Source organism: Nocardioides sp. NBC_00368, from assembly GCF_036090055.1.
Classification (GTDB): Bacteria; Actinomycetota; Actinomycetes; order Propionibacteriales; family Nocardioidaceae; genus Nocardioides.
In genome coordinates this window covers 2,885,987-2,899,894 of the sequence record NZ_CP107970.1, presented here as the reverse complement: position 1 = coordinate 2,899,894, position 13,908 = coordinate 2,885,987, and the positions used below count along the sequence as shown (strand labels likewise).

Here is a 13,908-nt window from a genome sequence, read left to right as displayed (position 1 = left end):
GGCCGCCACCGAATGGCGGTGAAAGGAGGCGGGACCGTGTCCCAGGGCGTGACCCAGCTGGAGAGCCGCGGGGAGACCCGCGGCGGCGCGCGACAACCGGTGCCCGGTCGCCGGTGGTCGCGCACCGACACGAAGGGGTGGATCTTCGTCGGCCCGTTCCTGGCGGTCTTCGCGCTGACCTTCTTGGCGCCGATCGGCTACGCGGCCTACCTCAGCCTGTTCCGCGCGCAGGCGTTCTTCGGCACCACGGAGTTCGTCGGTCTGGACAACTACGTCCAGGTGTTCACCGACGACAAGTTCTGGGACGGCTCGTTGCGAGTCCTGCTGTTCTTCGTCGTACAGGTGCCGATCATGCTCGGGCTCGCCCTGGTGGCCGCGCTGGCCATCGACAGCGCCCGGCTCTACGCCGCGAGCTTCTTCCGGCTCGTGATCTTCCTGCCCTACGCCGTTCCCGGCGTCGTCGCGGTCCTGATGTGGGGCTTCATGTACGGCACCAACTTCGGGCTGGCCGCCGACCTCAACGACCTGTTCGGCACCTCGATCGTGCCGCTGAGCAGCAACTGGATGCTCGCCTCGATCGCCAACATCGTGACCTGGGAGTTCGTGGGCTACAACATGCTGATCTTCTACTCCGCGCTGCGCACCGTGCCCGGCGAGATCTACGAGGCCGCCGCGCTCGACGGCGCCGGAGCGCTGCGGACCGTGCTCTCGATCAAGATCCCGGCCCTGCGCGGGGCCATCCTGATCGCCACGATCTTCTCGATCATCGGGACGTTCCAGCTCTTCAACGAGCCGAACATCCTGCGCACGCTGGAACCCAACGTCATCACGACCTTCTACACACCGAACCTCTACGCCTACAACCTGTCCTTCGGCGGGCAGCAGTACAACTACTCGGCGACGGTCGCGATCGTGATGGGCCTGCTGACCGCGGTCATCGCGTACGCCGTCCAGCTCCGCGGCTCACGAGAGGCGATGAAATGACGGGCCGGGTGAGCACGTCGCCGCTGGCGCCGCGACGATCGCCGATGCTGACGGTGCTGATGGCGCTGTTCCTCCTCTACACGCTGGTGCCGCTGGCGTGGCTGGTCCTGAGCGCCACCAAGACACAGGACGATCTGTTCTCGAGCCCCGGGCTGTGGGTCGGCGACGAGTTCGCGTTCTTCAGCAACATCCGCGACACGCTGACCTACCGCGACGGCATCTTCCTGCGCTGGCTGGCGAACACCCTTCTCTACGTCGTGGTGGGTGCCGGCGGCGCGACCCTGCTGGCCACCGCGGCCGGCTACGGCCTGGCCAAGTACCGCTTCCCCGGACGCCGGACCGTCTTCGCCGTCATCATCGGCGCGGTGGCCGTGCCCGGCACCGCGCTGGCCGTGCCGACGTTCCTGATGTTCTCGAACATGGGACTCACCAACACGGTCTGGGCGATCATCATCCCCTCGCTGATCAGCCCGTTCGGCCTGTACCTGATGTGGGTCTACGCCGCGGACGCCGTGCCGGACGAGCTGCTCGAGGCGGCGCGCATCGACGGCGCCGGCGAGATCCGGATCTTCTTCACGGTCACGCTGCGCCTGCTCGCTCCTGGCATCGTCACGGTGCTGCTGTTCACCGTGGTCTCGACCTGGAACAACTACTTCCTGCCTCTGATCATGCTGAGCGAGCCGAAGCTCTACCCGCTCACCGTGGGTCTCACCCAGTGGAGCGCCCAGGCGACGGGCGCCAACGCGCAGCCCGTCTACAACCTGGTGGTCACGGGATCCCTGCTGACCATCGTCCCGCTCGTCATCGCCTTCATCCTCCTCCAGCGGTTCTGGCAGTCCGGCCTGAGCGCGGGAAGCGTCAAACAGTGAAATGAAAGGAACGACATGTTGATCATCAGTGGGCGCAGAGCCCGCCGCCGGATCGCCCTTGTCGCGGCAGCCCTCACGGCCGCCTCCGTGCTCGCCGGCTGCGGCTCGGACGACGCGGGCGGCAGCGGAGGCGCAGGCACGGCCGCGGACCTCGACGCCGCCCTCGAGGAAGGGGGCACCATCACGTACTGGACGTGGACCCCGTCCGCCGAGGCGCAGGTGGCGGCGTTCGAGGACCAGTACCCGAACGTCGAGGTGAAGCTCGTCAACGCCGGCACCGGCAACGACCACTACACGAAGCTGCAGAACGCGATCAAGGCCGGCTCGGGCGGCCCCGACGTGGCGCAGGTCGAGTACAAGGCGCTCCCGCAGTTCGCGCTGCCCGGCGACCTGATCGACCTCCGCCAGTACGGCTTCGACGAGTTCGAGGCGGACTACACGCCCTCGACCTGGGCCTCCGTGCAGGCCGGCGAGGGCCTCTACGGGCTGCCGCAGGACTCCGGCCCGATGGCGCTCTTCTACAACCAGGAGGTCTTCGACGAGCACAAGCTCGAGGTGCCGAAGACCTGGGACGGGTACGTCGAGGCTGCCCGGACCATCAAGAAGGAGAACCCGTCGCAGTGCATCACCAACGACAGCGGTGACCCCGGCTTCACCACCAGCATGATCTGGCAGGCCGGTGGCACGCCGTTCCAGGCCGACGGCGAGAAGGTCACGATCGACCTGCAGGACGAGGGCACGCAGAAGTGGACGGGCGTGTGGAACCAGCTCATCGAGGACGAGCTGGTCTGCACCATCCCCGGCTGGACCGAGGAGTGGTACAAGGCGCTGGGCGACGGGACCATCGCGTCCATCGGCCTCGGTGCCTGGGCGCCCGGCGTGTTCGAGCAGTCCGTGCCCGACGGCGCGGGCAAGTGGCGGGCCGCACCGATGCCCACGTACGACGGCCAGCCGGCGACCGCCGAGAACGGCGGCAGCACCCAGTCGGTGCTGGAGCAGAGCAAGAACCCGGCGCTGGCGGCGGCGTTCGTACGCTGGCTCAACCACGAGGAGGGCGTCGAGCCGTTCCTGGAGAGCGGTGGCTTCCCGGCCACGGTCGCGGACCTGGAGGACCCGGCGTTCGTCGACAAGAAGCTCGACTACTTCGGTGGCCAGCAGGTCAACCAGGTGCTCACCGACGCGGCCACCCAGGTGGTCGAGGGCTGGCAGTACCTGCCCTACCAGCTCTACGCCGACACGATCTACGGCGACACCGTCGGCAAGTCCTACCAGACCCACACCGCCCTCGAGGGCGGCCTGACGGCCTGGCAGGAAGCGCTCGTGAAGTACGGCAACGAGCAGGGCTTCAGCGTCAACTGACCCACGACTGACCCACGACCACGACCGATAAGGACCGACAGCCGCCGCACCTCGCGGAGCGGCGGCTGTCGGTCCCTTGCGAGAGGTAGGCATGCCCGAGTTCACGATCGGCGAGTCCGATTTCCTTCTCGACGGTGAGCCGTTCCGGATCCTCTCCGGTGCGCTGCACTACTTCCGGGTCCACCCCGACCACTGGGCGGACCGGATCGAGAAGGCCAGGCTGATGGGCCTCAACACCATCGAGACGTACGTGCCGTGGAACGCCCACAGCCCCCGCCCGGGCGTCTTCGACACCGACGGCCTCCTCGACCTGCCGCGGTTCCTGCGCCTGGTGGGAGAGGCCGGCCTGCACGCGATCGTGCGTCCGGGGCCGTTCATCTGCGCGGAGTGGGACAACGGCGGCCTGCCGCCCTGGCTGTTCCGGGAGCCGGGCGTCGGCATCCGTCGCCACGAGCCGCGCTTCCTCGACCAGGTCGAGAAGTACCTCCAGCAGGTCCTGGAACTCGTGCGACCGCACCAGGTCGACCTGGGCGGACCCGTGCTGCTAATCCAGGTGGAGAACGAGTACGGCGCCTACGGTGACGACCGGGACTACCTGCAGGCCGTCGCGGACATGATCCGCGGTGCCGGCATCGGCGTGCCGCTGGTCACCGTGGACCAGCCCGTCGATGCCATGCTCGCCGCCGGTGGTCTCGACGGGGTGCTGCGTACGAGCTCCTTCGGGTCGGACAGCGTGAACCGCCTCCGCACCCTCCGCGACCACCAGCCGACCGGGCCGCTGATGTGCATGGAGTTCTGGGACGGCTGGTTCGACCACTGGGGAGGCATCCACCACACCACCGCCGTCGAGCAGGCCGCCGCGGAGCTCGACGCCTTGCTCGCGGCCGGCGCCTCGGTCAACGTCTACATGTTCCACGGTGGCACGAACTTCGGCCTGACCAGCGGGGCCAACGACAAGGGCATCTACCGGCCGACGGTGACGTCGTACGACTACGACGCGCCCCTGGACGAGGCCGGTAACCCGACCGCGAAGTACTTCGCGTTCCGCGACGTCATCTCCCGCTACGCCCCGGTGCCGACCGGGGTCCCGGTTGCGACTGGGCCCGCCCCCGAACAGACGGTGGCGTTGGGCGAGCCGGTCCGGCTGCTCGACGACCCGGAGGTTTGGGGCTCCTGGAGCACGTGGGAGTCGCTCCCGGTGCTGGACGAGCTGGACACGGACACTCGTCTGGCCGTCTACCGGACCGAGCTGCCGGGCGACGGCCCGGCCGTCCTCACCCTCGGCGAGGTCCGTGACCGGGCGGCCGTCTTCCTCGACGGCGCCCCGATCGGCATCCTCGAGCGGGAGCACCACGAGCGCGCGATCGAGCTGCCGCACGTTCGCGGCCGGCTGGAGCTGGTCGTCGAGGACCAGGGCCGGGTCAACTACGGCGCCCGCATCGGTGAGCACAAGGGTCTGGTCGGGCCTGCTCTGCTCGACGGGGTGCCGCTCACGGACTGGGAGATCCTGGCGGTCGACCTCGACCGGGTGCCGCGCCTGTGGGAAGGCCCGTCTGACGGCCGAGGCTCCGGGGTCGGGCCCACCGCCTGGCGGGCACACTTCTCGGCCGAGCCCGGCGTCGACCTCTTCCTCGACGCCGCCGCCTGGGGCAAGGGCATCGCCTGGGTGAACGGCTTCTGCCTGGGCCGCTACTGGCGGCGCGGGCCGCAGCGCACCCTGTTCGTTCCCGGCCCGGTGCTGCGGCCTGACGGCAACGAGCTCGTCGTGCTGGAGCTGGACGTGCTCGCCGATCCGACGGCCCGGTTCGTCGCGGGACCGTCCCTGGGGCCGCTCGAGGACTGAGTCCCCGCTTGGGCCTGCGGGATCATGGACCCATGAACCGACTTGGCGCCGCGACGAGCCCGTATCTCCAGCAGCACAAGGACAATCCCGTCGATTGGTGGGAGTGGTCGCCCGACGCGTTCGAGGAGGCGCGGCGGCGGGACGTACCTGTGCTGCTGTCGGTCGGTTACGCCGCGTGTCACTGGTGCCACGTGATGGCGCACGAGTCGTTCGAGGACGAGACGACGGCGGCGTACATGAACGAGCACTTCGTCAACATCAAGGTCGACCGGGAGGAGCGGCCGGATGTGGATGCGGTCTACATGGCGGCGACGACGGCGATGACCGGGTCGGGCGGGTGGCCGATGACGGTCGTGCTCGACCACGACGGCAACCCGTTCTTCGCGGGCACCTACTTCCCGGACATGCCGCGGCATGGGCAGCCGGCGTTCACGCAGGTGCTGCAGGCCCTCTCGGAGGCGTGGACGCAGCGGCGCTCGGAGATCGGGGCGGTCGCGGACAACGTACGTCAGCATCTGGCCGCCATCTCCGGCGCGGCCGGGGCCGCGGGCGACTGGCGGGTCGATGTCGACGCCGCGGTCGAGACGCTGGCGGGGGAGTTCGACCCGATGGCGGGCGGGTTCGGGGGCGCGCCGAAGTTCCCGCCGTCGATGGTGCTGGAGTTCCTGCGGCGGGCGGCCGGGGTGCTCGGGGCGGACTCGCGGGTCTCGCACATGCTTTCGCGGAGCGTGGCCGCGATGGCCGGCGGCGGGATCTACGACCAGATCGGCGGCGGGTTCGCGCGCTACGCCGTCGACCGCGGCTGGGTGGTGCCCCACTTCGAGAAGATGCTCTACGACAACGCCCAGCTGATCGGCCTCTACGCCCGGCTCGGCACCGAGCTCGGCGATCGGGTCGCCCGCGAGAGTGCCGACTGGATGATCCGCGAGCTCGGCACCGCCGAAGGCGGGTTCGCCTCCGCGCTCGACGCCGACAGCGAGGGGGTCGAGGGCAAGTTCTACGTCTGGACCCCGGCCGAGCTCGTCGAGGTGCTCGGTGCCGAGGACGGTGCCTGGGCCGCCGAGGTCTTCGAGGTGACCGAGGCGGGCACCTTCGAGGAAGGCGCCTCGACGCTGCAGCTGCGCCACCGGCCCGACGACGTCGAGCGGCTCGAGTCGGTCAAGGCACGGCTCCTGGCCGCGCGTGCGGAGCGGGTACGCCCGGCGCGCGACGACAAGGTCGTCGCGGCCTGGAACGGGCTCGCGATCAGCGGGCTGGTCGACGCCGGGCTGCTGCTCGACGAGCCGAGGTACGTCGAGGCCGCTGTCGCGGCGGCGGAACTGCTGTGGCGGGTGCATGTCGGTTCATCAAGGTATGCAGCCGAACCGTCACATCCCGTGCGGAACTCCACGAGGGAAGCGACGGTTGGCCTGCATACCTTGATGAACCGCCACCCCGCCCGCCTCCTCCGCGTCAGCCGCGACGGCGTGACCGGCGCGCACGCGGGGGTGCTGGAGGACTACGGCTGTGTCGCATCGGGGTTCCTGAGCCTGACCCAGGCGACCGGCGACTCCACCTGGCTCGACCGGGCGACGAGCCTGCTCGACACCGCGCTGACCCACTTCCGAGCCGAGGACGGCGGCTTCTATGACACCGCGGACGACGCCGAGGCGCTGGTCACCCGGCCCCGGGACGCCTCCGACAACGCCAGCCCGGGCGGCACCAGCGCGATGGTTCACGCGCTCGTCACCGCCCACGCGCTCACCGGAGAGGGCCGCTACCGCACGGCCGCCGAGGAGGCGCTCGCGGCCACGAGCACGCTGATGGCCAAGGCGCCCCGGTTCGCCGGCTGGTCGCTGGCGGCCGCGGTGACGATGGCCGAGGGTCCGCTCGAGATCGCGGTCGTCGGACCGCCGGGACCTGACCGCGACGCTCTCGAGGCGGCTGCCCGGCGCAAGCCGGGCGCGGTCGTGGTCGTCGCCGACGAGGCCCGCGACGACATCCCGCTGCTGAGCAGCCGGTCTCCCGTGGAGGGCAGGGCGGCGGCGTACGTCTGCCGGGGTTTCGTCTGCGAGCGGCCGGTCACGTCGCCGGAGCACCTGGCGAACACCCATACCTGATCAGGGGGAACTATGTGGTGATCCCCTATGTTGGCCCGAGCATAGAAGTGTAACTTCGGTCACATGACGGTCGATGTGATTGCGTTCCTGGAGCTGCTGGCCGGGGATGCCGCGGAGGCCGACTTCGAGGGACCGTCGCGAGCCGCGCGAGCGGCGGGCGCGACGGCCGACGAGCTGGCGCGGATCGACCACGTCAGGAGCCTCGCGCTCCAGGTCAGGGCCACCCTCGAGGCGCGCCGGCGGCGCGAGGGCGAGCTGGGCGCGCTGTTCGAGTCCGCCAACGACCTGGCGATGCTGACCAACCTGGAAGCGGTGCTGCAGGCGATCGTGACCCGGGCGAAGCAGCTGCTGAACAGCGACGTCGCCTATCTGACCCTCAACGACGAGCGTCGCGGTGAGTACATGCGGGTGACCGAGGGGATCCTGACCGCGGCCTTCCGCTCGACCCGGATCCCCTTCGGCATCGGGCTCGGCGGCCTAGTCGCGCAGACCATGAAGCCCTACTCGACCGCCGACTACATCCCCGACGAGCGGTTCCGGCACGCTCCCGACATCGACGGCGCGGTCAGCGGCGAGGGCATCCGCGCGATCATCGGCGTGCCCCTCCTGCTCGGCAGCCAGGTCATCGGCGTCCTCTTCGCCGCCAACCGCGCCGTACGCCCCTTCGGCGCCGAGGCGAGCGCACTGCTCGTCTCGCTGGCCGCCCATGCCGCGATCGCCGTGGACAAGGCCCGGCTGCTGGAGGAGACCCGCGCCGCGGTCGCCGAGCTCGAGGTCACCACCCGTCAGCTGCAGGCGCGCAACGAGGTGGTCGAGCGCGCTGCCGACGCCCACGACCGGCTCACTCGGATCGTCGTCGAGGGTGGCGGCGTCGACGATGTCGTACGCAGCGTCGCCGAGGTCCTCGGCGCCCGGGTCGTCGTGCTCGACCTCGACGGGGAGGTCATCGCGAGCAGCGCCCCGGACCAGCCGGTCTCCGACTACGAGGCGGCCGTGACTCGGCGCAGCCTCGACCTGAGCCGCACCGCCGGCAGCGGCGACGTCTACGCCACCCCGGTGCTCGCCGGCGCCGAGCAGCTCGGCTCGATGCTCCTGGGCCCGCGCGAGGTCGACCGCGAGGACGGCGATCTGGACGACGGCGACCAGCGGATCCTGGAGCGGGCGGCCCTGGTCACGGCGCTGCTGCTGCTCTTCCGCCGCAGCGTCGCCGAGGCCGAGGGGCGGGTGCGGGGAGAGCTCCTCGACGAGCTCCTCTCCGGCACCACCCCCGACCCGGAGACGCTGCGCGAGCGCGGACGCCTGCTGCAGGCCGACCTGTCCCGGCCCTACGCCGTGGTGGTGGCGAACGTCCCCGGCGACCGGGCGCGTGTGGGGCAGGCGGCGACGTTCGTCGCGGCCACCCACGACGGGTTCGCGGCGGTGCGACAGGGGCAGGTCGTGCTGATCTTCCCCGACTGCGACGCCCGCGCGGCGGGCGAGCTGGTCGTCGAGGGACTACGGCTCTCGGCGGGTGCGCCGGTGACGGTCGGCGCGGCCGGTCCGGTGCCGGGGCCGCTGAGCAGTCCCGACGCCGTGGTGAAGGGCTACGACGAGGCCCGTCGCTGCCTGGCGGCGGCGATGACCCTGGGTCGCGAGGGTGAGGTGGTCACCGCCGACGACCTGGGGTTCGTGGGGCTGCTGCTCGGCTCCGACGGCCACCCGGCGGCGTACGTCACCTCGCGGCTGGGTCCGGTGATCGACTACGACACCGCGAAGGGGTCGAAGCTGGTCGAGACCCTGCGGGCCTACTTCTCCGCCGACCGCAATCTCACCCGCACCGCCGCGGTGCTGCACGTGCACGTCAACACCGTCACCCAGCGCCTGGAGCGGGTCACCCGTCTGCTGGGCAAGGGCTGGCAGGAGCCGGAGCGCCAGCTCGAGGTGCAGCTGGCGCTCCGGCTCCATCAGCTGGTCGCCTAGGTCTCAGGAAAGACGACGAGGGTTATCAGCGTCGCGCTCGCGACGCGGAGCGTCGCATCAGGTACAGGTGGCGGGCAGTGCCCCAGATGCCCCGACGGAACAGCAGCACCACGGTCACGAACACTCCACCGGTGACGATCCCGATCCCGTCGAACCCGGACGAGGCCAGGTAGTCGGCGAGCATCACGATCAGCCCGGCGCCGATGACACCGCCCCACAGCGTCCCGATGCCACCCAGCACCGTCATCAGCACGACCTCGCCGGAGGTGGCCCAGTGCAGCTCCGGGAGCGCCACGAACCCGTGCGAGACGGCGAAGACGCCGCCGGCCAGCCCGGACAGCCCGGCCGAGAGCACGAAGACGATCAGCTTGTAGCGCTCCACGTCGTAGCCCAGCGCCCGGGCCCGCGGCGCGTTGTCGCGGATCGCGACCAGCACCCGTCCGAAGGGGGAATGGACGATCCGCCAGGCGGCCCACATCCCGAGCAGGATGATCGGCAGCGCTGCGTAGTAGAAAAAGAACGAGTCGGTCTCGACCGCCTCGATCCCGAAGAACGACCGCGGCACGCCCTGCAGCCCGTTCTCCCCGCCGGTGAGCGAGGAGGCCTGGTTGGCGATGAAGAAGAGCATCTGCGCGAAGGCGAGGGTGACCATCGCGAAGTAGATCCCGGACCGCTTCACCGACAGGTAGCCGATCGGCACCGCCAGGACCATCGCGAAGAGCGCTCCGCCGAGCACCGCCACCGGGAACGGGACGCCGAGATGGATGGCGACCAGCCCGGTGGCGTACGCCGATCCGCCCCAGAACGCGGCATGACCGAACGAGAGCAGCCCGCAGTAGCCCAGCAGCAGGTCGAGGGCCACCGCGAAGAGCGCCCACGCGGCGATGTCCATCGCCACCGGCGGGTAGACGAACCACGGCAGCCCGAGCGCGACGACGAGACCGATCCCCAAAAGCACCAGCCGCTGCCACGGCCGCGCCCCGGCGATCGCCGCGTGCTGCTCGCTGACACTCGCGCCAGCCGTTGCGATGCTCGTCATGCCGTCGCCTCCTCTCGGCCGAAGAGCCCGGCCGGCCGGGCCAGGACGACCACCGCCATGAGCACGAAGATCAGCACCTGCGCGAACGTCGGTGCGTACGCCTGCCCGAACGCCTCCACGAGCCCGACCAGGAACCCGCCGACGACGGCGCCCACGATCGAGCCGAGCCCGCCGATCACCACGACGGCGAACAGGATGATGATGAAGTCGCTGCCCATCTCGGCGGTGATCGCCCGGAACGGCGCGGCCAAGACCCCGGCCAGCCCGGCGAGCGCGACCCCGAAGCCGAAGACCGGGGTCACCCAGCGGCCGACATTGATGCCGAGCGCACCGGCGAGCTCGGGCCGCTCGGTCGCGGCCCGCACGATCATGCCCACCCGCGTACGCGTCATCAGCAGCCACACACCGAGGCAGACGAGCAGCGCGACGCCGATCACGAAGAGCTGGTAGATGGGCAGCCCGACGCCTCCCACCTGCACCCGCCCGTCCAGTGCGGAGGGGCGTTCATAGGGCAGGCCCGAGACCCCGTAGCGGCGCTTGACCAGGTCGACCAGCAGCAGGGTCAGCCCGAAGGTGAGCAGCAGGTTGTAGAGCGGGTCGAGCGGCAGCAGCCACTGCACCAGCAGCCGCTCGACCAGCATCCCGAAGACCAGCATCAGCAGCGGCACCACGATCAGCGCCAACCACAGGCTCATCCCGACGGTGTCCAGGAGCACCGCGGCCGCGACCGCTCCCAGCATGTAGAAGGCACCGTGGGCGAAGTTGACCACGCCCAGGACCCCGAAGATGACGGCCAGGCCGAGCGCGGCCAGCGCGTAGAAGCTGCCGGCCGCGAGGCCCTGGACGGTGTATTGCAGAACCGCGTTCATACCAATCCCTCTAGACGTCGGACGCAGCTACATCGAGCAGCCGGACTCCGCCGCCGGGCGGAACGCCTCCTCGGCCGGGATCGTCTTGATGATCTCCTCGTAGTCCCAGTCCTCCTTGACGTCGGCCGGGCCCTTGACGCGAGCCAGGTAGACGTCGTGGATGACCCGGTGGTCCTCGGCGCGGATCTCACCGTTGCGCAGGAACATGTCCTCGACCTTCTTGCCCTCGAGCTCCGCGACGACCTTGTCGGCGTCGTCGGTGCCGGCCGCCTGGACCGCCTCGAGATACTGCAGAGCCGCGGAGTAGTTGCCGGCGTGGGCGTACGTCGGCCGGTCGCCGGTCTCCTCCATGAACCGGTCGGCCCACTCGCGCGACTTCTCATCGAGGTTCCAGTACCAGGCGTCGGTGAAGATCGTGCCCTCGAACGCCTCGACGCCGAGCGAGTGGATGTCGGAGATGAACATCAGCCCGACGGCCAGGTCGATACCCTGGTCCTTCAGCCCGGACTCGTTGTACTGCTTGACCAGGTTGATCAGGTCACCACCGGCGTGCATGGTGCCGATGACCTGCGGTTTCGCGGCCCCTGCTTTGGTGATGTACGTCGCGAAGTTGTCGTTCGGGAAGGGTGTCGCGATCGTGCCGGCGACCTTGCCGCCACCGGCCTCGATGGCGCCGGTGAACGACTTCACCATGTCCTGGCCGAAGGCGTAGTCGGGGTAGATGAGCTGCCAGTTCTTGTCGCCCTCCTCGGTGACGACGGTGCCGGTGCCGTTGGCCAGCATCCAGGTGTCGTACGCGTAGTGGAAGGTGTACTTGTTGCACTGCCCGCCGGTGAGCTCGGTCGTCCCGGCGCCGATGTTCATGTAGAGCTTCTTCTTGTTCTTGGCCTGCGTGGCGACGGCCAGCGCGGCCGACGATGTCGGCACGTCGAGGATCACGTCGGCGCCCTCGCGGTCGTAGAGCTCCTGGGCCTTGGTGTTGGCGATGTCCGGCTCGTTCTGGTGGTCGGCCGAGGTCACCTCGATGTCGTCGACGACGGCCTCCTCGCCGTACTTCTCCTGGTAGTCGTCGATCGCCATCCGGATCGCGATCTTCGAGTTGGGACCGGAGACGTCCTTGTAGACGCCGGAGGCGTCGTTGAGCAGGGCGAGGACCACCTTGTCGTCGGTGAAGTCGCCTCCGGCAGCAGCAGGACCGCCGGCGCCGCAGCCTGCGGTGACCAGGACACCTGCCATCACCATCGAGGCGGTGGCAACTGTGCGTCGCTTGTTCATCGTGTCTCTCCTCGTGGGGGGTTGGGACTGCGCTGTGCTGTGGGCGGTACGTCAGATCCCGAGGTGTTCGAGCAGTTCGTCCTGACGTTCGACGAACTCGTCGTTGTCGAGGCTCTCGACCAGGCGGCCCTGGGCGAGCAGGTAGTGGCGGTCGGCGACGGTGGCGGCGAAACGTACGTTCTGCTCGATCAGGAGCACGCCGATCCCGGACTGCTTCGCGGTCCGCACGATGTCGCCGATCTGGGCGACGATGACGGGGGCGAGCCCCTCGGAGGGCTCGTCGAGCAGGAGCACCCGGGCGCCGGTGCGGAGCACCCTGGCGACGGCGAGCATCTGCTGCTCACCGCCCGAGAGGATGGTGCCGCCCGCTCGCCGGCGGCTGCCGAGAGCCGGGAAGGCGTCGTAGACCTGCTCCAGCGTCCACGCCGAGCCGGAGACGCGCGGCGGCAGCAGGAGGTTCTCCTCCACGCTCAGGTTGGCGAAGATGCCGCGGTCGTCCTGCACCCAGCCGAGCCCGGCGCGGGCCCGCTTGTGCGCGGGCCGCGAGGTGATGTCGCGACCGTCGAGCCGGACCGATCCGGTCAGGTGCCTGTGCAGGCCCATCAGACAGCGGACCAGCGTGGTCTTGCCGGCGCCGTTGCGGCCGACCAGGGTGACGACCTCGCCCGCCTCCACGCTCAGGGTGGCCTCGCGCAGCGCCTGCGCCTCGCCGTACCAGGCACTCAGGTTCTCGATCTCAAGCACAGGGACCTCCATCAAGCACTGTGGGCCTCCCCGAGGTAGGCGGTGATGACGCGGGCATCCGCGCGGACCTCGTCGTAAGGCCCCTCGGCGAGCACCGAGCCCTGCTGCAGGACGGTGACCCGGTCGGCCAGCTGGCCGACGACGTGCATGTTGTGGTCGACGAAGACGACCGTGCGGCCGGCGGCGATGCGCCGGACGAGCTCGATGGTGCGGTCGACGTCCTCGATGCCCATCCCGGCCGTCGGCTCGTCGAGCAGGAGCAGCTTCGGCTCGACGGCGAGCACGAGTGCGAGCTCCAGCGCCCGCTTCTGGCCGTAGGCCATCAGCCCCGTCGGCCGGTCGGCCAGCTCGGTCAGCCCGACCTCGGCCAGGAGCCGGTCGACCTCCTCACGGCGCCGCGCCAGCAGCTTCTCAGAGCGCCAGAACTTCAGGCCCTGGTTGGTGAGCCCCTGGAGCGCGATCTCGACGTGCTCGCGCGGAGTGAGGTTCTCGAAGAGGCTGGTGATCTGGAAGGAGCGGGCCACCCCGTGACGGGTGATCCGCTCCGGTGCCATCCCGGTGACGTCGTCACCGAAGACCGTGATCCGCCCGCTGGTCGGCTTGAGGAACCCGGTCAGCAGGTTGAACAGGGTGGTCTTGCCGGCGCCGTTGGGGCCGACGAGCGCGTGTACGGTGCCCTCGGCGACCTCGAGGTCGACAGAGCTGACCGCACGGAAGCCGCGGAAGTCCTTGGTGAGGCCCTCGGTCCGCAGAGCCCAGTCCTGGGTGGGTGTGGTGCTCGTCACAGGGGCGACGCTAGGGAAGTGGTGAGACGTACGCCATAGGGGTTCGGGACACACTGGACCCGCCAGGTGTGTGGCTCACAGCC

The 13,908-nt window shown here is 69.9% G+C and carries 11 protein-coding genes; 6 read left to right on the top strand and 5 right to left on the bottom strand.

Features of this window, described 5'->3' with window-relative positions; translation table 11 throughout:
• Positions 1 to 36: 36 nt before the first annotated feature.
• From OG984_RS13910 to OG984_RS13885, 6 genes are all read left to right on the top strand, one after another.
• Positions 37 to 984: a carbohydrate ABC transporter permease gene (locus tag OG984_RS13910; protein WP_328532141.1), complete on the top strand. Its 948-nt coding sequence runs from the start codon at positions 37 to 39 to the stop codon at positions 982 to 984.
• Positions 985 to 992: 8 nt separating this feature from the next.
• Positions 993 to 1,853, top strand: coding sequence for a carbohydrate ABC transporter permease (locus tag OG984_RS13905; protein WP_328532140.1), 861 nt, complete (start codon positions 993 to 995; stop codon positions 1,851 to 1,853).
• A gap of 15 nt (positions 1,854 to 1,868) precedes the next feature.
• Positions 1,869 to 3,212, top strand: coding sequence for an ABC transporter substrate-binding protein (locus OG984_RS13900; protein ID WP_328532139.1), 1,344 nt, complete (start codon positions 1,869 to 1,871; stop codon positions 3,210 to 3,212).
• 91 nt (positions 3,213 to 3,303) lie between these two features.
• Positions 3,304 to 5,055, top strand: coding sequence for a glycoside hydrolase family 35 protein (locus tag OG984_RS13895; RefSeq protein WP_328532138.1), 1,752 nt, complete (start codon positions 3,304 to 3,306; stop codon positions 5,053 to 5,055).
• Positions 5,056 to 5,087: 32 nt separating this feature from the next.
• Positions 5,088 to 7,154 carry a thioredoxin domain-containing protein gene (locus OG984_RS13890; RefSeq protein WP_328532137.1) on the top strand — a complete coding sequence of 689 codons (2,067 nt, stop codon included), beginning with the start codon at positions 5,088 to 5,090 and terminating at the stop codon, positions 7,152 to 7,154.
• A 63-nt stretch (positions 7,155 to 7,217) separates the two neighbouring features.
• Entirely contained in the window at positions 7,218 to 9,113 is a 1,896-nt protein-coding gene (locus tag OG984_RS13885; RefSeq protein WP_328532136.1) for a helix-turn-helix domain-containing protein, read from the top strand.
• Positions 9,114 to 9,138: 25 nt separating this feature from the next.
• Here the strand turns inward: OG984_RS13885 and OG984_RS13880 are convergent, their stop codons facing one another.
• The 5 genes from OG984_RS13880 to OG984_RS13860 are packed head-to-tail and all read right to left on the bottom strand — an operon-like array spanning position 9,139 to position 13,825.
• Positions 9,139 to 10,152, bottom strand: coding sequence for a branched-chain amino acid ABC transporter permease (locus OG984_RS13880; protein ID WP_328532135.1), 1,014 nt, complete (start codon positions 10,150 to 10,152; stop codon positions 9,139 to 9,141).
• Positions 10,149 to 11,021: a branched-chain amino acid ABC transporter permease gene (locus OG984_RS13875; protein WP_328532134.1), complete on the bottom strand. Its 873-nt coding sequence runs from the start codon at positions 11,019 to 11,021 to the stop codon at positions 10,149 to 10,151. The genes OG984_RS13880 and OG984_RS13875 overlap by 4 nt, the downstream gene beginning before the upstream one ends.
• Positions 11,022 to 11,048: 27 nt before the next feature.
• Positions 11,049 to 12,296, bottom strand: coding sequence for an ABC transporter substrate-binding protein (locus OG984_RS13870; protein ID WP_328532133.1), 1,248 nt, complete (start codon positions 12,294 to 12,296; stop codon positions 11,049 to 11,051).
• Positions 12,297 to 12,347: 51 nt separating this feature from the next.
• Positions 12,348 to 13,040 (bottom strand): ABC transporter ATP-binding protein, encoded by a 693-nt coding sequence (locus tag OG984_RS13865; RefSeq protein WP_328532132.1) that lies wholly within the window; start codon positions 13,038 to 13,040, stop codon positions 12,348 to 12,350.
• Positions 13,041 to 13,051: 11 nt separating this feature from the next.
• Positions 13,052 to 13,825: an ABC transporter ATP-binding protein gene (locus OG984_RS13860; RefSeq protein ID WP_328532131.1), complete on the bottom strand. Its 774-nt coding sequence runs from the start codon at positions 13,823 to 13,825 to the stop codon at positions 13,052 to 13,054.
• Positions 13,826 to 13,908: the final 83 nt, after the last annotated feature.